Source organism: Streptomyces sp. NPDC005799, assembly GCF_040630525.1.
GTDB classification, from domain to species: Bacteria; Actinomycetota; Actinomycetes; order Streptomycetales; family Streptomycetaceae; genus Streptomyces; species Streptomyces griseorubiginosus_B.
Genome location: NZ_JBEXXQ010000003.1, coordinates 196,840 through 218,213, shown reverse-complemented (window position 1 = coordinate 218,213; position 21,374 = coordinate 196,840). Strand labels below are relative to the sequence as shown.

Genomic DNA, 21,374 nt, shown 5'->3' with positions numbered 1-21,374 from the left:
GGGACGACGTCGTCATGGCAGACCATCTGGAAGCATCCGTCACTCTGCCGAGCGAGCCGGCCTCGGTCTCCGCGGCCCGCGGCTATGTCGTCACGACCCTGGCGGAGTGGGGGCTGGCCGCCGAAACGGAGATCGCCGACACCATCCGCCTGATCGTCTCCGAACTCGCCACCAACGCCGTACAGCACACCTTCGGTCAGTCCCCCACCTTCACGGTGGACATCCGCCTCGACCGTGACGAACACCTGTGGATCGGGGTCACGGACAGCCATCCGCGCTTCCCCAAGCGGCTGCCGGCCGCCGTGCAGCAGGACAACGGCCGCGGCATGGTGATCATCCGCTGGCTGGCCGCCGAGTGCGGCGGCAGACTGCTGGTCCGGCCCACCAGGGAGGGCGGCAAGACGGTCTCCATCGAGCTCCCGTGGACCGTACCGGCGCAGCCCGTCACGGCGGGGCAGCAGGAGCCGTAGAACCCCCCGGCGGCGTCTCCACGGCCGGTCCTTACAGCCCCGGCTCCCTCTACGAGCGGTGCGCCATCTCCCGGTCCTCCGCGTCCTCGGTCCCCGCCGCCAGGGGCCGCGAGCCGGTCTGCGAGCGCGCGGCCCGACGCACCAGACGCGGCAGCAGCCCCCACAGCCCCACGCACACCAGCAGGGTCGCCGCTCCCGCCGCCAGCCCGCCGGTCAGGTCCGTGGTCACGTCCACCACCAGCAGGACCGATCCGGTGAACGCGAGAACGAGCACCCTCATGCCGACGGTCGCCAGTCGTGAGGAGACCTGCACGATCAGCGGCTTCGCGCCCTTCTGGAAGAGCGAGCGGTGCAGCGCTGCCGGGGCGGTGAACAGCGCGGCGGCGAGGACCGCCAGCAGCAGCGTGGTGACGTACGTGGCGCGCTGGAAGGCGTCGAGGGAGGTGAAGCGCTGGGTGAAGGCCAGGCTGAGCAGGAAGGCGAAGAGGATCTGCACGCCGGTCTGGGTGACGCGCAGCTCCTGCAGCAGCTCGACGAAGTTGCGGTCGGCGCGCTCCAGCGGGGTCTCGTTGCGCGCGGACGGATGGTGGTGGTCCATCGGGTACGGGTAACCACTCCGGCCCCCGTCAGGCCCGTGGGGCGGCGTCGGGTCAGGTCCGCCGCCGCCCCACGGGAGAGTCAGCTGACCCGGCCGTACCAGACGCTCTTGGTCCAGATCTTCTGCAGCCTCACCACGTCCCCGGTCTTGGGGGCGTGCCAGATCTTCCCCTTCCCGGCGTAGATGCCCACGTGGTAGACGTTCGACCCCGAGTGGAAGAACACGAGGTCTCCGGCCTTGCGGCTCTTCGCGGAGATGTGGTGGGTCTTGTTGTACTGCTGGGCCGCCGTACGGGGCAGCTTCTTGCCCGCAGCCTTGTACGAGTACAGCGTGAGGCCCGAGCAGTCGAAGCGGCGAGGTCCGGTGGCGCCCCACTTGTACGGGGAACCCTTTTTGGACGCCGCTACCTGAAGCGCCTTCGTCGCCGGCGTCGCGGCCGCGGCGTCGGATGCGACGCCCGGGATCACGACGGAGCCGCCCACGGCGGCCAGGGTGAGAGCCGAGGCCGTACCGGCCCGGACCATCAGCGACGGGACACGATTGAGCGCAGTCATGCGCAACCCTTCGTCAGCCGCCTGTGAAGGATGACCTGTCGGATTCGGGCTGGCGAAGTTGCCCGGCCGCTGACGCGGCTTCACCCCAAGGGCTGCTCGGGCTCGGTCATGGCGTGACCGTCCCGGCGACCCGTCGTGCCTGGGTCCTCCACTCCTGCCGATCCACTTCCTGTCGACCGGTCATCCGGGCGGCGGCAGGACTCGGCGTCCGCCCGGACCGCCCCGCCGCTGTGGCGGGGGCTTGTCGTCAGACAGGGATCTTGACTCACGGATGTCCGAAAATCCCAATGGAATCGGGGGTTTGTGTTGTTACTCACCACTCACCCGTTCGGGTGGACACCCCTGTGTTCGAGGCGGGGTAGACGACCCCGAGGAGGCTCGGACCAGGCATGGAATGTCCCATTCCGCCCTGAGGCTACGCGCGTTGCGCAACTGGAACGGTCGCGAAAAAGGATCCGCGTCTACTCCAAAGGGGGGTACGCCTTTTGGTCCGTTTCAACCCCGGTGCGGACGCCCCGCGACCCGGCCGGGGCGTCCGCACTCCTGGGGGCACGTCAACTGGCGGAGTCCGGCGGCACGGTGACGCGGGCCGTGCGCCGCTCCCCGTCCAGCACCCGAAGCGCCCGCCCCAGCGTCTCGGCGTGCAGCTCCGTCTCGCCGCGCTGGTGCATCAGGGCGAGCGCGTCGCGCAGTTCGGCCGCCTTGGCCACCAGCGCCTGGGCGGCACGCAGTCCGCGGTAGGTGTCCCCGTGGTGCGCCGGGTTGATCCGGCCCAGCAGGTCGACGACGTCGAGATAACGGTCGATCAGCTCGCCCTCCGCGCGGGTGAGCGCGGGCAGCGGAGGGAGTTCGGGTGGCAGCACCGGCCGCTCACCGCCCGCTGGGCGGCGCGAGGGTGTCCTTGCGGCTGGGGATGATCCGGTCCACCAGTCCGTACGCCAGGGCGCCCGGGGCGTCGAGGATCTTGTCCCGCTCGATGTCCGCGCTCACCTGCTCCGGGCTGCGCCCGGTGTGCCGCACCAGCATCTCCTCCAGCCGGGCCCGCGTCCGGGTCAACTCCGCGGCCTGGATGGCCAGATCGCTGGCCTGACCCTGCACCGGTTCGTAGAGCGCCGGCTGGTGGAGCACCACCCGGGCGCCCGGCAGCGCGGCGCGCTTGCCCGGGGTGCCGGCCGCCAGCAGCACGGCGGCGGACGAACCGGCCTGGCCCAGGCAGACCGTCTCCACGTCGCAGCCGACGTACTGGATCGTGTCGTAGATCGCCGACATCGCGGTGAACGAGCCGCCCGGGGAGTTGATGTACAGCGCGATGTCCCGGTCCGGGTCCTGGTACTCGAGGTGCATGAACTGCGCCATCACGTCGTTCGCCGAGGTGTCGTCGATCTGCGTTCCGAGAAAGACGATCCGCTCCTCCAGCAGCTTCGAGTACGGATCCATCGTCCTGTGCCCGGAGCTCGTGCGTTCGGTGAACTCGGGCAGGACGTAACGGGCGGACGGTCGGGTCATGGCATACCCCTCCTCGCGGCAGAGCGATCTCTCGCCGAGCTGTCTCTGTAAAAAATGTACAGGATGTACGTGACGTTATGATGGGGGTATGGCCTACGAGATTCCGGTGACGCAAGCCAGGGCTGAACTCGCCGACCTGATCAACCGGGTGGTGTACGGCGGTGAGCGCGTCGTCGTGACACGGCACGGCAAACCCCTCGTCGCCCTGGTCTCCGCCGCCGACCTGGAGCGGCTCGACGCGCTCGACCAACCCGCCGACGAGCAGGTGATCAGCGCGGTCTCCTCGGTGCGCGAGGTGACGTCCGCTCCCCGCGAACAACAGCGCTTCGGCATCGCCGCGCACCACCGGGGGCCGGGCGCCTCCTAGGGCACACGAAAGACCGTGCGCCCCGTCCGCTACGGCGGGGCGCACGGCCGGTTCCGGGGTGCGCGGTCAGCCCACCGGGGCGAGCTCCCGCCCGGCGGCCGCCTCGGTGGCAGGGGTGCGCTTCCCGAGCGCGCTGCCGAGCAGCACGGCGCCCAGACCCAGCGCGGCCCACAAGGCCAGGGTCAGCGCGGGACCGGTCGCCGCCGCGCCGTCGAAGTACGACACCGAGCGCAACAGGGTCGCGCCGGCGCCCGGCGGCAGCCACTGGCCGATCATGCCCACCGGCTCGGGCAGCAGCCGCGGCGCCGAGGCCGCGCCCGAGAACGGGTTGCCGAGCAGCATCACCACCCCCGCGCCCAGTGCGATGCCGGCCTGCCCGAGCAGCGCCGAGAGTCCCGCGACCGCGGCGCTCACGGCCAGCGTCGCGAGAGCCAGCACACCGGCCTCCGTCCACCAGTCCCCGGTCAGCACCCCGAGCCAGCTGTGCGCGATGCCGGCCGCCGCCGCGCCCACCAGGGCGGCGGCACCGACCAGCGCGGCCACGGCACGGACGCCGCGCAGGCCCAGCAGGCTCACCACTGCGCCGGCCGCGATCCCGGCCAGGGCGAGCGGCAGCACGCTGGAGTTCAGGACCGCGCCACGCGGGTCCTTCGCCGGGGTGGGAACCACGTCCACGGTCCGGATCGGGGTGCCCGCCGGTGCCTGCCGGGCCACCGCCTGCTGCAGCAGCTGCGCGACGACCGGGCTCGCGGCCGAGGCGGTCAGCAGCTCCGGGCCCCGGGGGGTGACGGCGACCGCTCCGTATACGGTCCGGTCCTCCACCGCGCGACGGGCGGCGGCCTCGTCGGCGTAGTGGTGGATCTCGAACGCCCCCTTGTGCCGCGTCAGTTGCTGCTCGACCTGGGCCGTGGCCGCGGCCGGTCCGGCCACGCCGAGCGGCAGGTCGCGCGGCGCGGTGCGGGCGGCCGGCCAGGCGAAGGCCCACAGGGCGAGGGCGGCGAGGACCGGGACGAGCACGACGACCGCAATCAGGCGGCGGACGGGGGGCCTGGTGCGGGTGGCGGACATGGGGGCACCTTTCGGAGTCTGCAAAAAGAAGGATCGTTCGTTTTAGCGGCACCACCACCGTCTCTCCGCCGCGTTCTCTTGTCAAGAAGGAATGTTCGTTTTACTTTGGAGCCATGGCCCGCGTATCCCAGGAACACCTCGACGCCCGCCGCCGGCAGATCCTCGACGGCGCGGCGCGCTGCTTCGCGCGCAACGGCTTCCACGCCACGTCCATGCAGGACGTGCTGAAGGAGGTCGACCTGTCCGCCGGGGCCGTGTACCGCTACTTCAGCGGCAAGGAGGAGCTGATCGCCGCGATCGTGCGCGAGGTGCTCGCCCAGGTGCGCGGGGGCTTCGAGGAGGCCGCCCGCAGCAGCCCGCCCCCGCCGCCCGACCTCCTCGTGACGTCGGTCCTCGGCCGCGTCCTGGCCGCCAAGGAGGACCTGACCGTGGACGGCCGGCCCGCGTTCCCGGGACTGGTCATCCAGGTGTGGGCGGAGACTCTGCGCAACGACGACCTGGCGGTCGTGCTGCGCGAGGGCTACGGCGCCGTCCAGGAAACCTGGTCGCGGATCGTCGCCGCCTACCAGGAGGCCGGGATCATGCGGTCGGACGTTTCCCCCGACCATGTGACCCGCACGATGATGGCCACCGCGATGGGCTTCATCGCCCAGCAGGCCCTGTTCGGCCCGGCGCCCGCCGAGATCCTGGGGGACGGTCTACGGGCGTTGACGAGCGTGCGGGATCACAGCGCGGTTAACGTGCCTGAAACGCGGTCCAACTAGCCTGCCGATCCACGCCACCAGGGACTTTGCCCCGTGGCTGCGGCGACCGGGCCCCGCACGGGCCCGGAGCGAGGACTGTGAGGTGGGACGTGCAACTGACCCCGCACGAGCAAGAGAGGCTGCTCATCCACGTGGCGGCCGACGTGGCCGAGAAGCGCCGGGCGCGCGGCCTGAAGCTCAACCACCCCGAGGCGGTCGCCCTCATCACGTCGCACATCCTCGAAGGCGCGCGCGACGGCCGCACCGTCGCCGAACTCATGGCCTCCGGGCGCAAACTCCTCACCCGCGACGACGTCATGGAGGGCATCCCCGAGATGATCCACGACGTCCAGGTCGAGGCCACCTTCCCGGACGGCACCAAGCTCGTCACCGTCCACGACCCGATCGTCTGACGGGGAGGGCCGCCATGATTCCCGGAGAGATCCTCTTCGCCGAGGACCCGATCGTCTACAACGAGGGCCGCGAGGTCACCCGGCTGACCGTCCTCAACGCCGCCGACCGCCCCGTCCAGGTCGGCTCCCACTACCACTTCGCCGAGGCCAACCCCGGCCTGGAGTTCGACCGCGCCGCCGCGCACGGCAGGCGTCTGAACATCGCCGCCGGTACGGCCGTGCGCTTCGAACCCGGCATCCCCGTGGACGTCGAACTCGTCCCGATCAGCGGCGCTCGGATCGTTCCCGGCCTGCGCGGGCAGACCGGAGGTGCCCTCGATGCCTGAGATCTCCCGTGCCGCGTACGCCGACCTGTTCGGCCCCACCACCGGCGACCGCATCCGGCTCGCCGACACCGATCTGGTCGTCGAGATCGAGGAGGATCGTTCCGGCGGTCCCGGACTCGCCGGTGACGAGGCGGTGTTCGGCGGCGGCAAGGTCATCCGCGAGTCCATGGGCCAGTCCCGAGCCACGCGCGCGGAGGGCACACCGGACACCGTCATCACCGGCGCGGTGATCGTCGACCACTGGGGCATCGTCAAGGCCGACGTCGGCATCCGCGACGGCCGGATCACCGGGATCGGCAAGGCGGGCAACCCCGACACCATGGACGGGGTCCACCCGGACCTGGTCATCGGCCCGGAGACCGAGGTCATCGCGGGCAACGGGCGGATCCTGACGGCAGGCGCGGTCGACGCGCATGTCCACTTCATCTGCCCGCAGATCGCCGACGAGGCGCTGTCCGCCGGCATCACGACCCTGGTGGGCGGCGGCACGGGCCCGGCCGAGGGTTCGAAGGCGACGACGGTCACACCCGGACCGTGGCATCTGGCGCGCATGCTGGAGGCGATGGAGCAGTACCCGCTCAACATCGGCTTCCTCGGCAAGGGCAACACCGTCTCGCACGAGGCGATGCTGTCGCAGATCCGGGGCGGCGCGCTGGGCCTGAAGCTGCACGAGGACTGGGGTTCGACCCCGGCCGTCATCGACGCCTCGCTGACGGTGGCGGACCGCACCGGCATCCAGGTCGCCATCCACACCGACACCCTCAACGAGGCCGGTTTCGTCGGCGACACGCTGGCCGCGATCAACGGCCGCGGCATCCACGCCTACCACACCGAGGGCGCGGGCGGCGGGCACGCGCCGGACATCATGACCGTGGTCTCCGAGCCGCACGTACTGCCGAGTTCGACGAACCCGACCCGCCCCTACACCGTCAACACCGCCGAGGAACACCTCGACATGCTGATGGTGTGCCATCACCTCAACCCGGCGGTCCCGGAGGACCTGGCCTTCGCCGAGTCGCGGATCCGGCCCTCGACCATCGGCGCCGAGGACATCCTGCACGACCTGGGCGCCATCTCCATCATCTCCTCCGACTCCCAGGCCATGGGCCGGGTCGGCGAGATCGTCCTGCGCACCTGGCAGACGGCGCACGTGATGAAGCGGCGCCGGGGCGCGCTGCCCGGCGACGGACGGGCGGACAACCACCGGGTACGGCGCTATGTCGCCAAGTACACGATCAACCCCGCGCTCGCCCAGGGACTGGCCCGGGAGATCGGCTCCGTGGAGAGCGGGAAGCTCGCCGACCTGGTGCTGTGGGAACCCGCGTTCTTCGGGGTCAAGCCGCATCTCGTGCTCAAGGGCGGACAGATCGCGTACGCGCAGATGGGCGACGCGAACGCGTCCATCCCGACGCCTCAGCCGATCCTGCCCCGGCCGATGTACGGCGCGATCGGGCGGGCCCCCGCCGCCAACTCCTTCAACTTCGTGGCGCCGTTGGCGATCGAGGACGGGCTGCCGGAGCGGCTGCAGCTGGGCAAGCGGTTCGTCGCCATCGAGTCGACGCGGGGGGTGACCAAGGCGGACATGCGGGAGAACGACGCGCGGCCGCGGGTGAGGGTCGATCCCGACAGCTTCGCCGTGCACATCGACGGCGAACTCGTCGAGGCGACTCCGGCCGCCGAACTGCCCATGGCCCAGCGTTACTTCCTGTTCTGATGTCCAGGGCCGCACTACTGGTTCTGGCCGACGGGCGGTTCCCCGCCGGAGGGCACGCGCACTCCGGCGGGGCGGAGGCGGCCGTGAAGGCGGGGCGGGTCACCGGCGCCGCGAGCCTGGAGGACTTCTGCCGGGGGCGCCTGCACACGGCGGGGCTGGTCGCCGCCGCCCTGGCCGCCGCCGCCGTCCTCGGCGTGGCCCCGGGCGAGCTGGACGCGGCGGCGGACGCGCGGACGCCTTCCCCCGCCCTGCGCCTCGCCGCGCGCAGACTCGGCCGACAGCTGATGCGCGCCGCCCGGGCGACCTGGCCCTCGGACGAACTCGACGCCGTCGCACGGCAGTTCCCCAAGGGCGCACATCAGCCCGTGGTGCTGGGGCTCGCCGCTCGGGCGGCCGGACTGGAGCCCGTCGACGCCGCCTACTGCGCGGCCTACGAGAGTGTGAGCGGGCCGGCGAGCGCGACGGTGCGGTTGCTGAGCCTCAACCCCTTCGACGCGACCGGAGTCCTCGCCCGACTGGCACCCGAACTCGACCTGGTCGTCGACCGGGCGGCGGAGGCCGCTCGGCGGGTGGTCGACGACGGGGCCGACGCGCTGCCGGCGAGCTCGGCGCCCCTGCTGGAGATCGGTGCCGAGGCACACGCGGCCTGGGCTGTGCGCCTGTTCGCTTCGTAACCGCCGAGTTCGCCTCGCGGCCCGCCCTTCATCCCCGTACCCCCGTTTCCCCCATATCCCCCCTGGAGCCGTACCCATGCACCTCGACCACTCCCACGACGGTCCCTCCGCCGTCAGCGCCGACGCCCGCCGGCCCGACGGAGCGCGCCGTGCTCTGCGGATCGGGCTCGGTGGGCCCGTCGGATCCGGGAAGACGGCGACCGTGGCCGCCCTCTGCCGCGCGCTGCGCGACGAGCTGTCCCTCGCCGTCGTCACCAACGACATCTACACCCGCGAGGACGCCGAGTTCCTGCTCCGGGAGGCCGTGTTGCCGCCCGAGCGGATCAGCGCCGTGGAGACGGGCGCCTGCCCGCACACCGCCATCCGGGACGACATCTCCGCCAACCTGGAGGCCGTCGAGGACCTCGAGGACGAGGTGGGTCCGCTCGATCTCATCCTGGTCGAGTCCGGTGGGGACAACCTCACCGCGACCTTCTCCAAGGGGCTCGTGGACGCGCAGATCTTCGTGATCGACGTCGCGGGCGGGGACGACATCCCGCGCAAGGGCGGGCCGGGTGTCACCACCGCCGACCTGCTCGTCGTCAACAAGACCGATCTCGCGCCGTACGTGGGCTCCGATCTGGAGCGGATGGCCGCGGACGCCAAGGCGCAGCGGGTCGAACTGCCGGTGGTGTTCCAGTCGTTGAGAAGCGAGGCGGGCGTCGGGGACGTCGCCGCCTGGGTGCGGGGGCAGCTCGCCGCGTGGTCGGCGTGAGCGTGAGCGGGGTACGGGCCACCGCTCGGATCGTCGCGCGGGCCGACGGCAGGGGCGGTACGTCGTTGCCGGTGCTGGAGGGGGAGGGGCCGCTGGCGTTGCGGCGGACCCGGGGCAGCGGCAGCGAGGCGCGCGTCATGCTCGTCGGGGCGATGAGCGGGCCGCTCGGGGGAGACCACTTCACCGTGGAGGCGGACGTCGAGGAAGGCGCGCGGCTTCGCGTCCAGTCGGCCGCGGCCACCATCGCCCTGCCGGGGCAGGCGAAGGGCGAGGCGCGCTACGACGTGCGGCTCAGGGTGGCCGACGGGGCGGAACTTCAGTGGCTGCCCGAGCAGTTGATCTCCGCGGGCGGGAGCGAGCTGCGGGTCGGGACACGCGTCGAGGTCGGGACCGGGGGGCGGCTCGTGCTGCGGGAGGAGCAGGTGCTCGGGCGGGTGGGGGAGGAACCCGGGCGGTCCAGCAGCCGTCTCACGGTGCGGGTCGGGGGGCGGGTGGTACTCGATCAGGAACTGGCCTGCGGACCCGGGGCGCCGGGAGGATGGGACGGCCCGGCCGTGCTGGGCGGGCACCGGGCCGTGGGGCAACTGGTCGTAGTGCGGCCGGAGTTCGAGGCGCGGCCGGTACCGGCGCGGGTGCTGGGGGAGGGGGCCGTTGTCGCACCGCTCGCCGGGCCCGCCGTACTGGTGAGTGCCGTGGCCGGGGACGCGCTGCGGTTGCGGCGGGTGCTGGACGAGGCGCTGGGCCTGGTGGCCTGAGTATCCGCTCAGCGGGACACCCGTCCCCGGTTATCGGAATGGTAAAGAAGGTCAACGACCCCTGTTCCCAGGCAGCTCACAGCCGCGAGGATCCCCCTGTCAATCGAATAGATGTAGGGGGAGGACCTCACTTGAGGGTTTTCAGACCGAACAGGCGGACGACGGTGCTCGGTTCGGCCGGAGCGCTCGTCACGGCGACGCTCATGGCCGGCGCGGTCGTGGCGCCCACCGCGAGCGCGAGCGCACAGTACGGCCAGGACCGGGAGGCCAAGGGCGCCGCCATCGCCGCCGCGCGGGCCGCCAAGGCCGGCATCGACTGGCAGGACTGCCCCGCCGACTGGGGCTTCGCCAAGCCCATCCAGTGCGGCTGGGTCAGCGTCCCGCTCGACTACGCGCACCCGTACGGCAAGCAGCTCAAGCTCGCGGTCGACCACATCGGCAACACGGGGACCAAGGAGGAGCGCCAGGGCGCCCTCGTCTACAACCCCGGCGGTCCCGGCGGCTCCGGCATGCGCTTCCCGACCCGCGTCACCAACAAGAACCCCGTGTGGGCCAATGTGGCCAAGGCCTACGACTTCGTGGGCTTCGACCCGCGCGGCGTCGGCCACTCCGCGCCCATCTCCTGCGAGGACCCGCAGGAGTTCGTCAAGGCGCCCAAGGCCGACCCGGTGCCGGACAGCGAGGCCGACAAGCTGGCCCAGCGCAAGCTGGCCGCCGAGTACGCCAAGGGCTGCGCCGAACGCACCGGCAAGGCGATGCTGGCGCAGATGACCACGCCGAACACCGTGCGCGACCTGGACGTCATCCGCGCCGCGCTCGGCGAGAAGAAGCTCAACTACCTGGGCGTCTCCTACGGCACCTACATCGGCGCCGTCTACGGCACGCTCTTCCCGGGCCACGTGCGCCGCATGGTCGTGGACAGCGTCGTCAACCCCTCGCGCGAGAAGATCTGGTACCAGGCCAACCTGGACCAGGACGTCGCCTTCGAGGGTCGCTGGAAGGACTGGGAGGACTGGGTCGCCGCCAACGACGCCGCCTTCCACCTCGGCACCACCCGTGCCGCGGTCCAGGCGAAGTGGCTCCAGCTGCGCGCCACCGCCAAGGCGAACCCGATCGGCGGGGTCGTCGGCCCGGCCGAGCTGATCTCCTTCTTCCAGAGCGCCCCGTACTACGACTCCTCGTGGGTGCCGGTCGCGACGGTGTTCAGCAAGTACTTCGCCGGCGACACCCAGGCGCTCGTCGACGCGGCCGCCCCGGACATGTCCGACACCGCGGGCAACATCACCTCGGAGAACGGCAACGCCGTCTACACGGCCGTCGAGTGCACCGACGCCAAGTGGCCCACCAGCTGGAAGAAGTGGGACCGCGACAACACCGCGCTCAACAAGAACTACCCGTTCATGACCTGGGCCAACGCCTGGATGAACCTGCCGTGCGCCACCTGGCCGGTCAAGCAGCAGACCCCGGTGAACGTGAAGACCCACAAGGGTCTGCCGCAGGTCATGATCGTGCAGTCCACGCGTGACGCCGCCACCCCCTACGACGGCGCCGTCGAACTGCACCAGCGGTTCAAGGGCTCCCGCCTGATCACCGAGAAGGACGCGGGCTCGCACGGTGTGACCGGCCTGGTCAACCCCTGCATCAACCAGCGGGTGGACGCCTACCTGCTGAGCGGCAAGCTGGACGCCGCGGACGTCACGTGCACCCCGCACGCGACGCCCAAGCCGTAACCGGCAGCTGTACGACGTGAGGGGCGGCCGGAACACTCCGGCCGCCCCTCACCCGTGCTCGACGCGTCTCACCCCAGCGGCATGCGCGGGAACCGGCGCTCCTTGTCCGCGGCCCCGTCGGCCTCGGTCTGCTGCGCCTTGACGACGGCCGCGTACTCGTCGACGTACTCCTGCTCGGAGAGCGTCAGGATCGCGTACATGATCTCGTCGGTGATGGCCCGCAGGATCGCCTTCTCGTTCTCCATGCCGGCGTAGCGGGAGAAGTCCAGGGGCTTGCCGAAGCGGATGACGACGGGGTGGAGGTTGGGGATGACCTTGCCGGGCGGCTGGGCCTCGAAGGTGCCGATCATCGCGCAGGGGATCACCGGCACCTGGGCCCTCAGAGCCATCACCGCGACCCCCACCTTGCCCTTGTAGAGGCGGCCGTCGTGCGAGCGGGTGCCCTCCGGGTAGATGCCGAGCAGCTCACCCTTGCGCAGCACCCCCAGGCCCTCGCGGATGGCCGCCTGGCCCGCCTCCTTGCCGGTGCGGTCGACCGGGATCTGGCCGGCGCTGCGGAAGAAGGCCGCCGTCAGCCGGCCCTTGATGCCGGGGCCGGTGAAGTACTCCTTCTTCGCCAGGAAGGTGATGCGGCGCTTGAGCATGGCCGGCATCAGAAAGTGGTCCGAGAAGGACAGGTGGTTGCCGGCGACGATGGCCGGGCCCGAGTCCGGGACGTGTTCGAGTCCCTCTATGCGAGGCCGGAAGACCAGTCTCAGCAGAGGTCCCAGCAACACGTATTTGAGCACGTAGTAGAACAAGGGGTCGCTCCTCACTCCGGCGGATCGCCTCAGCCGCCGAGTTCTGGCAGGTCAACCGGCGTGTTGTGGGGTTGCCAGTGTAGAGGAGCGGGGGCTACAGGGGCAGGCCGTGGAGGACGTCCGTGACACGTGCGGGATCTTCGGGACCGAGGTGGCCGGAATCGGGGAAATCGTGCACCGTGAAACGGTTGTGCGGGGTGAGCGCGTCGGCCTCCGCGACCATGCGGTCCTGCAGGGCCGTCGCCACCGTCCTGTCCTTGCCGAACCGCAGGTAGGTACGCGGGATCCGCCCCCAGGCGCCCGCGCGTCCCACCGCCCGGTCGCCGTACGCCGTCATCGACTCGTCGGTCTGCATGCCGTCGAGCACCCGCAGAAACCCGGCGTCCGAGTAATTGGCGCAGATCATCTCCTTGAACACGGCGAGCTCCCGGCGGTCCGCGGTACGCCAGTTGAGGCGCAGCACGCCCAACGTCCCCGGATCGCCCGCCATTCGGAGCGGGGTGATGGCCTGCTGTCCCTCGGGCGAGGACGCGCAGTCGTCGAGGGAGGGCATGCTGCGGCTCGGGCAGAAGGCGGCCATGTAGCAGATGCGGGCGAGGAGTTCGGGCACGGCGTCGGCGACCCGGCTCACCGAGAGCCCGCCCATGCTGTGTCCGACGAGCACCACGGGCCCGCCGAGCCGCGCGGCCCGCCGTACCGCCTGGGTCACCCGGCGTTCGAAGTCGTCCAGCGAGAGCGCGGCGACCGGTGAGGGTTCCGTCGCCAGCGCCCGCAGGTCCTGGGTCTGGTAGGCCCTCGGGATGAACTTCTCGGTGCCGTGCAGGGGCTGGTCCACCGCGACGACCCGGTGACCGCGCAGCGTCAGTTCCCGTCCGATCGCGGTCCAGAAGGCGCCGGCACTGTGCGTTCCGTGGACCAGGACGTACGTCCGCACGCCCGCCCTGCCGGTCGCCCGGGCCGTCCCGCTGCCCAGGCCCGTCGCGAGGGCTCCGCCCCCGGCCGCCACCGCGAGCCCCCGCAGCGCGCGCCGACGGGACGGCGAACTGCTGTGCGTGGCCGGTGTGTTGAGGTTCTCGTTGGCTGTCATGGCTACGACGCTACGAACGCCCGCGCCGCCCCACCATCGCCCTGTCCACCCGGTCGGGGGTGTACATGGCGACACCGTCGCCCCTCACAGCCGCACGATGACCAGAGCGGTGTCGTCGGTCGCGCCCCCCGGCGGCAGCAGCTCCAGCAGCACCGAGTCCGCGAGGCGTTCCGGGTCCTCCTCGCGGTGTTTGCGGAGGGAGTCGGCGAGGCGGGCCAGGCCGGTGTCGATGTCCTCGCGTCTGCGTTCGACGAGGCCGTCGGTGTACAGGACGAGGGTGGCGCCGTGGTCGTAGGTCGTGTGGGCCTCCGGCCGGGGGAACGGGTCGGGGCGGGCGTCCAGCGGTGGATCGGTCGCCTGGTCGAGGAACTCCACGCGGCCGTCGGCGTGGACGAGCACCGGCGGCGGATGGCCCGCGCTGCTGTAGGTGATCGTGTGGGCGTCGAAGTCGATGAACGTCGTGACGACGGTCGCGGACTCGGCGCCGTCGACCACGTGCGCGTACCGGCCCAGGACGTTGAGGGCCTCGGCGGGCCCGACGGCCACCCGGGACGCCGCGCTCAGCGCGCTGCGCAGCTGGCCCATGACCCCGGCGGCCGCGAGTCCGTGCCCGACGACGTCGCCCACCGCCACGCCGACGCGGTTGCCGCCGACGAGATCGACGAGGTCGTACCAGTCCCCGCACACGTTCAGCGCGCCGACCGCGGGCCGGTAGCGCACGGCGGCGGCGTGATGGCCGACCTGCCGGTGGGCGGGCAGCATCGCCTCCTGCAGGGCGAGGGCGACCTCGCGCTCACGGGCGTGGGCCTGGCGCAGCCGTTCGTTGAGTTCCTGCAGTTCGCGGGCGCGGGTGTACAGCTCGGCCTCCAGGACGCGGGCCCTGGTGCCACTGGGGCCGCCGCGGGCCTTGATCAGCTCGGTGACCTCCTCGACCCGGTGCACCAGCAGCACCGCCTTGCCGCCGGGGCCGAGCACCGGCGCGTTGACCGGGCTCCAGTAGCGCTCCTCCCACTGCCCGGACCGGTCGGGATCCTCGACGTCGTAGCGCTGGAGCGCCATGGTGTCCCGTTCGCGCGTGTCGAGCACGCGCTGCAGCGAGGCGGCCAGGTTGCGCATGCCGGTCGCCCCGTCGTCGTTGGGGTTGTCCGGGAAGACGTCGAACAGATAACGGCCGACGACCTGCGCGCGGGTGCGCCCGGCGTTGCGCAGGAACTCCTCGTTGGCGTCGGCGTAGACCAGTTCGGGCGTCAGGAGCGCCACCATCCCCGGCAGGCACTGGAACACCGCCGCATAGTCGATCTCGGCCTGGTTCATGGCGTCCGCCTCACTGCCGGGTTTGGGCTATTTTCACACGTCCGGTGATGCTTGGGTCAGGGACTGCTCGGCCCAGATGACCTTCCCCTCGGGCACGAAGCGGGTGCCCCAGCGCTGGGAGAACTGGGAGACCAGCAGCAGTCCCCGGCCGCCCTCGTCGGTGGTGCGCGGATGACGCAGATGCGGGGCCGTGGCCCCGCCGTCGGAGACCTCGCAGATCAGGGCGCGCTCGCGGATCAGCCGTAGCCGGATCGGTCCCTCCGCGTGCCGGATGGCGTTGGTGACCAGCTCGCTCACCACGAGTTCCGTGGTGAAGACCAGGTCGTCCAGGCCCCACTCGGCCAGCTGCCGGGCGGCCTCCTTGCGGGCGGCGGCCACGATCGCCGGGTCGCCGGGCAGGTCCCAGTCGGCGACCTGGTCGGCGCCCAGCAGGCGGGTGTGCGCCATCAGCAGGGCCACGTCGTCGTGCGGGCGGACGGGGACCAGCGCGTCGACCACGGCCCGGCAGGTCAGGTCGAGCGAGGCGGCGCGCCGGGCGAGCGCCAGACGCAGCCGGTCGCGGTCGGGATCCACCGCCCAGTCGCGCTCCTCACGGGCCAGCAGCCCGTCGGTGTGCAGGGCGAGGACACTGCCCTCGGCCAGCGCCAGCTCGACGGCCTCGAAGGGCGGGCCGCCCGCGCCGAGCGGCGAACCCTGCGGCAGGTCCACGAACGTGACCGAGCCGTCGGGCAGTACGACGGCGGGCGCGGGATGGCCCGCCGCGGCCATGGTGCACTGCCCGTCGACGGGGTCGTAGACGACGTACACGCACCCGGCGCCCACGGCCTGGAGGCCGGCAGCCCCCGGCTCGTCCCCCTCCTCCCGGGCGGTGCTCGCCACCAGGTCGTCGAGGTGCGCGAGGACCTCCTCCGGCGGCAGGTCCAGCGCCGCCAGGGTCCGTACGGCGGTCCGCAGCCGTCCCATCGCGGCGGCGGCGTCGATGCCGTGGCCCGGCACCTCGCCCACGACCAGGGCGACCCGGGCGCCGGAGAGCTGGATGAGGTCGTACCAGTCGCCGCCGAGCCCGGTCAGTTCGTCGGCCGGCCGGTAGCAGGCGGCCACCTCCACCGCGTCCTGCTCGGGCAGCCGGTGCGGCAGCAGGCTGCGCTGGAGGACCAGGGCCGCGTCCCGCTCGCGGGTGTAACGGCGGGCGTTGTCCACGCAGACGGCCGCCCGTGACACCAGGTCCTCGGCCAGACTCAGGTCGTCCTCGTCGAAGGGCTCCTGCCGGCCCCGCCGGAAGAAGCTGGTGACGCCGAGGGTGACGCCCCGCGCCCGGACCGGCACGATCATCACGCTGTGCAGACCCAGGTCGAGGAAGGTGGCCGAGCGGTCGCCCGCTGTGTCGGTGGCCCACTCCTTGGCCAGCGGGTCCAGCCGCTCCTCGCGCCAGGAGACGCCCGTGGCCAGCGAGCGGACCGGCGGCGAACCGGCGAGGTAGGTGGCGACCTCCCCGATCGCGACGACGGCCTCCGGAACGCCCGGGTTCACCGACTGCTGGCCGGCCCTGCGCAACGACACCCGCTGCTGGTCGCCGAGCGGCCCCGGAGCGCGTTCCGCGCCGCGCAGCACCCACTCCAGCAGGTCCACGGCGACGAAGTCGGCAAGCTCCGGCACGGCCACGTCCGCCAGCTCCTGGGCGGTCCGGGTGATGTCCAGGGTGCGGCCGATGTGCTCGCCTGCCCGGTCGAGCAGGGCGAGCCGCTGCCGGGCGCGGTGTTTGTCGGTGATGTCGACGACGGTGTAGTAGACGCCCATCGGATGGCCGCCGTCGTCCTCGAGACGGGTGAACGACATCATGTGCGCCGTCTCCCGGTGCGGCGCCGAGCGCACCTGGCCGACGTGCTCGTATCCGACCACCGGCCGGCCGGTCTCCAGCACGCGCCGCATCTGCGCCTCGATGGCCTCGGAGTCGATGCCCGGCTGGATCTCCGCCAGCCGCCGCCCCAGCCGGTCCCGGGCCGAACCGCCGCCGAACTGCTCCAGCGCCGCGTTCGACCAGACGCAGCGCAGGTTCACGTCGACGATCGCTATGCCGACGGGGGAGCCGGTCACCATCTGCTCCAGCACCGTACGGCTCATGTCCCAGCCGCGTGCCCCGGCGGCCACGTCGGAGAGCAGGACCAGCCAGCGGGCCGCGCCGCCGGGTTCCACCGCGGGAGTGATGCGCACCATGACCCGGACCGCCCGGCCGCCCTTGCGCCGGACCGTCAGCAGCCCGGCCCACCCGCCGTCCCTGCGGCACCGCTCGGCCAGCTCGGGCATCCGCTCGGCGTCCTCCGTGGCCAGCAGACCGCCGACGCCGGTGCCCACCACCTCGGCGGCCGAGTACGCCAGCAGCCGCTGGGCGTCCCGGGTCCAGCTGCGCACCACGCCGTCCGAGTCGATCAGCAGGGGCGCGGCATCGGCCACGTCGAACCGCTGACCGGCGACATGCTGCTCCTCGTGAGTGCCCACGGCCGACCTCTCTGTCGCTGAGAGTGGTCTACCACCTCTTGACTCAATCTTCACCCTTCGGGCATCAGGGACGCGCCAAGGGTGGGGGTGGCCGGACCACCCCCACCGGGGTCAGGGACCCAGCACCCTCTCCAGGGCGCCGAGCGCGCCCGTCAGCTCCTCCGCCGTGATCGTCAGCGGTGGCGCCAGCCGGATCGTCGAGCCGTGGGTGTCCTTGACCAGGATCCCCTCGCGCTGGAGGCGTTCGCTGATCTCACGGCCGGTGCCGATGGCCGGGTCGATGTCGACGCCCGCCCACAGGCCCCGGGCACGGAACCCGGTGACGCCCTTGCCGACGAGCCCGGCCAGCCCGCCGCGCAGGACCACGCCGAGCTCGGCCGCCCGGCGCTGGAACTCGCCGGTCTCCAGCAGCTCGACCACGGCCGTGCCGACCGCCGCGGCGAGCGGGTTGCCGCCGAACGTCGAGCCGTGTTCGCCCGGCCGCAGCACGCCGAGCACGTCCCGGCGGGCGACCACCGCGGACACCGGCACGATGCCGCCGCCCAGGGCCTTGCCCAGCAGCAGCACGTCCGGCACGACCGACTCGTGCTCCACGGCGAGGGTGCGGCCGGTGCGGCCGAGACCCGACTGGATCTCGTCCGCGACGAACAGGCAGCCCTTGCGCCGGGTCAGCTCGCGCACACCGGTGAGGTAGCCGTCGTCCGGGATGACCACGCCCGCCTCGCCCTGGATGGGCTCGATGAGCACGGCGGCCGTCGTGTCGTCGACCGCCGCCTCCAGCGCGGCCAGGTCGTTGTACGGCACGATCCGGAAGCCGGGCGTGAAGGGGCCGAAGCCCGCGCGTGCCGTCTCGTCCGTGGAGAAGCTGACGATCGTGGTCGTACGGCCGTGGAAGTTCTCCGCGGCGACCACGATCGTCGCCCTGTCGGCGGGGACGCCCTTGACCTCGTACGCCCACTTGCGGGCCACCTTGATGCCGGACTCGACCGCCTCGGCGCCGGTGTTCATCGGCAGCACCATGTCCAGGCCGGTCAACTCGGCCAGCCGCTCGGCGAATTCGGCCAGCTTGTCGTTGTGGAAGGCGCGGGAGGTCAGCGTCAGACGGTCCAGCTGGCGGTGCGCGGCCTCGATCAACGCCGGGTGGCGATGGCCGAAGTTGAGGGCCGAGTAGCCGGCCAGCATGTCCAGGTAGCGGCGGCCCTCGACGTCCTCGACCCAGGTGCCCTCGGCACGGGCGACGACCACGGGCAGCGGGTGGTAGTTGTGCGCCAGGACCGGTTCCTCGGCGCGGATCAGGTCGGCGGACGAACGCGTGGTCACGGGAGCGGTCATGAACGGATCTCCTGAGTGCAGCACTTGATGCCGCCGCCTGCCTTGCGGAACTCGGACAGGTCGACGGGCACGGGGACATAGCCGCGGTCGGCGAGGGAGGCGGCCAGGGACTCGGCCTGGGGCGCGATGAAGACGTTCCTGCCGTCGGAGACGGAGTTGAGGCCGAAGTGCAGCGCGTCGTCGAGGGTGGCGTGCACCGCGTTCGGGTACAGCCGCGCCAGCACCTCGCGGCTGCCCGGGGAGAACGCCTCCGGGTAGTACGCCACGTTGTTGCCCTCGGCGGAGTCGTCCAGGACGAACAGCGCCGTGTCCAGGTGGTAGAAGCGCGGGTCCACCAGCGTCAGGCTGATCACCGGGTGGCCGAAGAACTCCTGCACCTCGCGGTGCGCCTCGCGGGTCGTACGGAAGCCGGTGCCGGCCAGCATGTACCGGCCCGTCCACACCAGGTCGCCCTCGCCCTCGCAGACGGACTCGGGGCGGTGGACGGCGAAGCCGGCCGCCTTGAACCAGGTGTCGTAGTACGTGGACTCCGGGCGCCGCTGGGGCGCGTGGAAGAGGGAGCCGAAGACGCGGCCGTCCACGACGACCGCCGAGTTCGCGGCGAAGACCATGTCCGGCAGGCCGGGGGCCGGCTCCACGGAGTCGACGGTGTGGCCGTGGGTCCGGTAGGCGCTGATCAGAGCCTGCCACTGGGCCCGGGCCAGGTCCACGTCGACGCGGACATCGGGTTGCATCCAGGGGTTGATCGCGTACTGCACGGCGAAGTGTCTGGGTTCGCAGACGAGGTACCGCCGCCGGCGCGGCACACGGGAGTCGGACACAGAGGGGTTCCTCCGCTTCCTGGGGTGTCGACTGAGGGTTGACACCAAGGTAGGAAGTGACGGAGAGGGGCGACAAGCAACGAGAATTGCGTGTTCGCGCAGGAATGCTGCGTCTTCGAGCGGTATCACGCAGTCCTGCTGCGTACTCGGATGTTTATTCGGGTGTTTATTCGGGTGCCGGCTGTGTTGCCCCGGCCTCCGGGGATTCCGGGAGGAGATGCGACAGCACCATCACGCTGATCGTCTTGCGGATGAAGGGCTCCGTACGGATGCGCTCCAGCACCTCCTCGAAGTGGTCCACGTCCCGGGCCCGGACATGCAGCAGGGCGTCCGCACCGCCGGTCACCGTCATGGCCGCGGTGATCTCCGGATGGTTGCGGACCACCTCCGCCAGCCGCCGCGGCGGCGCCGCGCCCTCGCAGTAGACCTCGACGTACGCCTCCGTGCGCCAGCCCAGCGCCGCGGGCTGGACGGTGGCGGTGAACCCGGTGATCACGCCCGTCTCGCGCAGCCGGTCCACGCGCCGCTTCACCGCCGTGGACGACAGTCCGACCGCCGCGCCGATCTCGGCGAAGGACGTCCTGGCGTTCGCCATCAGTGCCGTGACGATCTTCCGGTCGGTGTCGTCGAAGGGGGCCGGACCGCTGTTCATGTCGGCACTGTATCCAGCGCGAACGTCCACTTCCCGGAACATGTCCAGGCGTCGGGATTCCACCTACACTCCGGGTTCATGCTGCGTGCCCTCGCCGTCGACGACGAACGCCCCTCGCTGGAGGAACTGCTGTACCTGCTGAACGCGGATCCCCGCATCGGCAGCGCGGAGGGAGCGGGCGACGCGACCGAGGCGCTGCGCCGCATCAACCGGGCGCTCCAGTCGGGGCCGGGCGGGCCCGAGGCGATCGACGTGGTCTTCCTCGACATCCAGATGCCCGGCCTGGACGGCCTGGACCTGGCGCGGCTGCTGAGCGGGTTCGCCAAGCCGCCGCACATCGTGTTCGTCACCGCCCACGAGGACTTCGCGGTGCAGGCCTTCGACCTCGAGGCCGTCGACTACGTCCTCAAGCCCGTCCGCAAGGAGCGCCTCGCCGAGGCGGTCCGCCGGGCCGCCGAACTCACCGGCAACACCCCGCGCATCCGCGTCCACGAGCCCGACCCCGACCAGATACCGGTCGAACTCGGCGGCGTCACCCGCTTCGTGGCGGTCGACGACATCACCCATGTCGAGGCCCAGGGCGACTACGCCCGCCTGCACACCGACAAGGGCAGCCACCTCGTACGGATCCCGCTGTCCACCCTGGAGGACCGCTGGCGCACCCGCGGCTTCGTCCGCATCCACCGCCGCCATCTGGTCGCCCTGCGTCATGTCGGCGAACTCCGCCTGGACGCGGGCACGGTGAGCGTCCTGGTGGGCGGCGAGGAACTGCAGGTCAGCCGGCGTCACGCGCGTGAGCTGCGGGACCTGCTGATGAGGAGGCCCTGAGCATGCCCCACCAGGACCCCGCCGAACGGCGCGTCGTCGACACCGGACCGCCCCGGCGCACCCGCCGCGCCTCCGGCTACTACCGCCCGCGCACCGAGATCGACGAGCAGACCACCCTCGGCCACACCTACGTCCGCTCCCTCATGCGCTCCCAACTCCGCGCAGGCCTCGCGGTGTTCGCGGTCCTCGGCCTGCTGATCGGCCCACTGCCGCTGGTGTTCAACGCCATGCCGGACGCCCATCGCCTCGAATGGGCCGTCCTCGGCTTCTGCCTGTACGCCCCGCTGGTCCTGCTCGCCCTCTGGTACGTCCGCCGCGCCGAACGCAACGAACGGGACTTCGTGCGGCTCGTCGAGGACCGCTGAAGCGGCA

24 protein-coding genes and 1 riboswitch are annotated in these 21,374 nt (G+C 71.8%); of the genes, 12 read left to right on the top strand and 12 right to left on the bottom strand.

Annotated elements, in window-relative coordinates; translation table 11 throughout:
- Positions 1 to 14: 14 nt before the first annotated feature.
- Positions 15 to 470, top strand: coding sequence for an ATP-binding protein (locus ABZ453_RS04650; RefSeq protein WP_359011516.1), 456 nt, complete (start codon positions 15 to 17; stop codon positions 468 to 470).
- A gap of 49 nt (positions 471 to 519) precedes the next feature.
- On the opposite strand, the gene ABZ453_RS04645 is transcribed toward ABZ453_RS04650, so the two are convergent.
- The 4 genes from ABZ453_RS04645 to ABZ453_RS04630 all read right to left on the bottom strand — a co-directional run bounded on the left by ABZ453_RS04645 (position 520) and on the right by ABZ453_RS04630 (position 3,128).
- Positions 520 to 1,068 carry a DUF6328 family protein gene (locus ABZ453_RS04645; RefSeq protein WP_359011514.1) on the bottom strand — a complete coding sequence of 183 codons (549 nt, stop codon included), beginning with the start codon at positions 1,066 to 1,068 and terminating at the stop codon, positions 520 to 522.
- 80 nt (positions 1,069 to 1,148) lie between these two features.
- Positions 1,149 to 1,622 (bottom strand): C40 family peptidase, encoded by a 474-nt coding sequence (locus tag ABZ453_RS04640; RefSeq protein ID WP_133047596.1) that lies wholly within the window; start codon positions 1,620 to 1,622, stop codon positions 1,149 to 1,151.
- Between the two features lie 3 nt (positions 1,623 to 1,625).
- A riboswitch (cyclic di-AMP (ydaO/yuaA leader) is annotated at positions 1,626 to 1,839 on the bottom strand.
- 337 nt (positions 1,840 to 2,176) lie between these two features.
- A complete protein-coding gene (locus ABZ453_RS04635) occupies positions 2,177 to 2,485 on the bottom strand; it encodes a hypothetical protein (RefSeq protein WP_240864825.1) in 309 nt (102 codons plus the stop codon).
- Between the two features lie 7 nt (positions 2,486 to 2,492).
- Positions 2,493 to 3,128: an ATP-dependent Clp protease proteolytic subunit gene (locus tag ABZ453_RS04630; protein WP_359011512.1), complete on the bottom strand. Its 636-nt coding sequence runs from the start codon at positions 3,126 to 3,128 to the stop codon at positions 2,493 to 2,495.
- Positions 3,129 to 3,216: 88 nt separating this feature from the next.
- Between ABZ453_RS04630 and ABZ453_RS04625 the strand changes: the two genes are divergently transcribed.
- Positions 3,217 to 3,495, top strand: a complete 279-nt coding sequence (locus ABZ453_RS04625) for a type II toxin-antitoxin system Phd/YefM family antitoxin (RefSeq protein WP_133047599.1) — start codon at positions 3,217 to 3,219, stop codon at positions 3,493 to 3,495.
- 66 nt (positions 3,496 to 3,561) lie between these two features.
- On the opposite strand, the gene ABZ453_RS04620 is transcribed toward ABZ453_RS04625, so the two are convergent.
- Positions 3,562 to 4,563 carry an ABC transporter permease gene (locus tag ABZ453_RS04620; RefSeq protein ID WP_359011509.1) on the bottom strand — a complete coding sequence of 334 codons (1,002 nt, stop codon included), beginning with the start codon at positions 4,561 to 4,563 and terminating at the stop codon, positions 3,562 to 3,564.
- A 113-nt stretch (positions 4,564 to 4,676) separates the two neighbouring features.
- Between ABZ453_RS04620 and ABZ453_RS04615 the strand changes: the two genes are divergently transcribed.
- The 8 genes from ABZ453_RS04615 to ABZ453_RS04580 all read left to right on the top strand — a co-directional run bounded on the left by ABZ453_RS04615 (position 4,677) and on the right by ABZ453_RS04580 (position 11,672).
- Positions 4,677 to 5,327, top strand: coding sequence for a TetR/AcrR family transcriptional regulator (locus ABZ453_RS04615; protein WP_359011507.1), 651 nt, complete (start codon positions 4,677 to 4,679; stop codon positions 5,325 to 5,327).
- 89 nt (positions 5,328 to 5,416) lie between these two features.
- A complete protein-coding gene (locus ABZ453_RS04610) occupies positions 5,417 to 5,719 on the top strand; it encodes an urease subunit gamma (RefSeq protein ID WP_010355509.1) in 303 nt (100 codons plus the stop codon).
- Positions 5,720 to 5,733: 14 nt separating this feature from the next.
- Positions 5,734 to 6,045, top strand: coding sequence for an urease subunit beta (locus tag ABZ453_RS04605; protein WP_133047602.1), 312 nt, complete (start codon positions 5,734 to 5,736; stop codon positions 6,043 to 6,045).
- Positions 6,038 to 7,759: an urease subunit alpha gene (locus ABZ453_RS04600; protein ID WP_359011504.1), complete on the top strand. Its 1,722-nt coding sequence runs from the start codon at positions 6,038 to 6,040 to the stop codon at positions 7,757 to 7,759. Before ABZ453_RS04605 ends, ABZ453_RS04600 begins: the two co-directional genes overlap by 8 nt.
- Positions 7,759 to 8,433 carry an urease accessory UreF family protein gene (locus ABZ453_RS04595; RefSeq protein ID WP_359011502.1) on the top strand — a complete coding sequence of 225 codons (675 nt, stop codon included), beginning with the start codon at positions 7,759 to 7,761 and terminating at the stop codon, positions 8,431 to 8,433. Before ABZ453_RS04600 ends, ABZ453_RS04595 begins: the two co-directional genes overlap by 1 nt.
- A gap of 76 nt (positions 8,434 to 8,509) precedes the next feature.
- Entirely contained in the window at positions 8,510 to 9,187 is a 678-nt protein-coding gene (gene ureG / locus ABZ453_RS04590; RefSeq protein ID WP_359011500.1) for an urease accessory protein UreG, read from the top strand.
- Positions 9,184 to 9,942: an urease accessory protein UreD gene (locus ABZ453_RS04585; protein WP_359011498.1), complete on the top strand. Its 759-nt coding sequence runs from the start codon at positions 9,184 to 9,186 to the stop codon at positions 9,940 to 9,942. The genes ureG and ABZ453_RS04585 overlap by 4 nt, the downstream gene beginning before the upstream one ends.
- Before the next feature lie 131 nt (positions 9,943 to 10,073).
- Positions 10,074 to 11,672, top strand: coding sequence for an alpha/beta hydrolase (locus ABZ453_RS04580; RefSeq protein ID WP_359011496.1), 1,599 nt, complete (start codon positions 10,074 to 10,076; stop codon positions 11,670 to 11,672).
- A gap of 68 nt (positions 11,673 to 11,740) precedes the next feature.
- Here ABZ453_RS04580 and ABZ453_RS04575 read toward each other — a convergent pair whose 3' ends face one another.
- From ABZ453_RS04575 to ABZ453_RS04545, 7 genes are all read right to left on the bottom strand, one after another.
- Positions 11,741 to 12,472, bottom strand: a complete 732-nt coding sequence (locus ABZ453_RS04575) for a lysophospholipid acyltransferase family protein (RefSeq protein WP_359011494.1) — start codon at positions 12,470 to 12,472, stop codon at positions 11,741 to 11,743.
- A 94-nt stretch (positions 12,473 to 12,566) separates the two neighbouring features.
- Complete coding sequence (locus tag ABZ453_RS04570; protein ID WP_359011492.1) at positions 12,567 to 13,559, bottom strand: alpha/beta fold hydrolase; 993 nt, start codon at positions 13,557 to 13,559, stop codon at positions 12,567 to 12,569.
- An 84-nt stretch (positions 13,560 to 13,643) separates the two neighbouring features.
- On the bottom strand, positions 13,644 to 14,873 hold the full coding sequence (locus tag ABZ453_RS04565) for a SpoIIE family protein phosphatase (RefSeq protein WP_359011490.1): 1,230 nt from the start codon (positions 14,871 to 14,873) through the stop codon (positions 13,644 to 13,646).
- Between the two features lie 33 nt (positions 14,874 to 14,906).
- Positions 14,907 to 17,369, bottom strand: a complete 2,463-nt coding sequence (locus ABZ453_RS04560; RefSeq protein ID WP_359011487.1) for a SpoIIE family protein phosphatase — start codon at positions 17,367 to 17,369, stop codon at positions 14,907 to 14,909.
- Positions 17,370 to 17,480: 111 nt separating this feature from the next.
- Positions 17,481 to 18,701, bottom strand: a complete 1,221-nt coding sequence (gene rocD / locus ABZ453_RS04555; RefSeq protein ID WP_359011485.1) for an ornithine--oxo-acid transaminase — start codon at positions 18,699 to 18,701, stop codon at positions 17,481 to 17,483.
- Positions 18,698 to 19,522 carry a dimethylargininase gene (gene ddaH, locus ABZ453_RS04550; RefSeq protein WP_359011483.1) on the bottom strand — a complete coding sequence of 275 codons (825 nt, stop codon included), beginning with the start codon at positions 19,520 to 19,522 and terminating at the stop codon, positions 18,698 to 18,700. Before ddaH ends, rocD begins: the two co-directional genes overlap by 4 nt.
- A 166-nt stretch (positions 19,523 to 19,688) precedes the next feature.
- Positions 19,689 to 20,174 carry an Lrp/AsnC family transcriptional regulator gene (locus ABZ453_RS04545; RefSeq protein WP_133047614.1) on the bottom strand — a complete coding sequence of 162 codons (486 nt, stop codon included), beginning with the start codon at positions 20,172 to 20,174 and terminating at the stop codon, positions 19,689 to 19,691.
- Between the two features lie 78 nt (positions 20,175 to 20,252).
- Here ABZ453_RS04545 and ABZ453_RS04540 point away from each other — a divergent pair, with 78 nt between their 5' ends.
- Positions 20,253 to 21,002 (top strand): LytTR family DNA-binding domain-containing protein, encoded by a 750-nt coding sequence (locus tag ABZ453_RS04540; RefSeq protein WP_359011480.1) that lies wholly within the window; start codon positions 20,253 to 20,255, stop codon positions 21,000 to 21,002.
- A 2-nt stretch (positions 21,003 to 21,004) separates the two neighbouring features.
- Entirely contained in the window at positions 21,005 to 21,367 is a 363-nt protein-coding gene (locus ABZ453_RS04535; RefSeq protein WP_359011478.1) for a hypothetical protein, read from the top strand.
- The last annotated feature ends 7 nt before the right edge of the window (positions 21,368 to 21,374 follow it).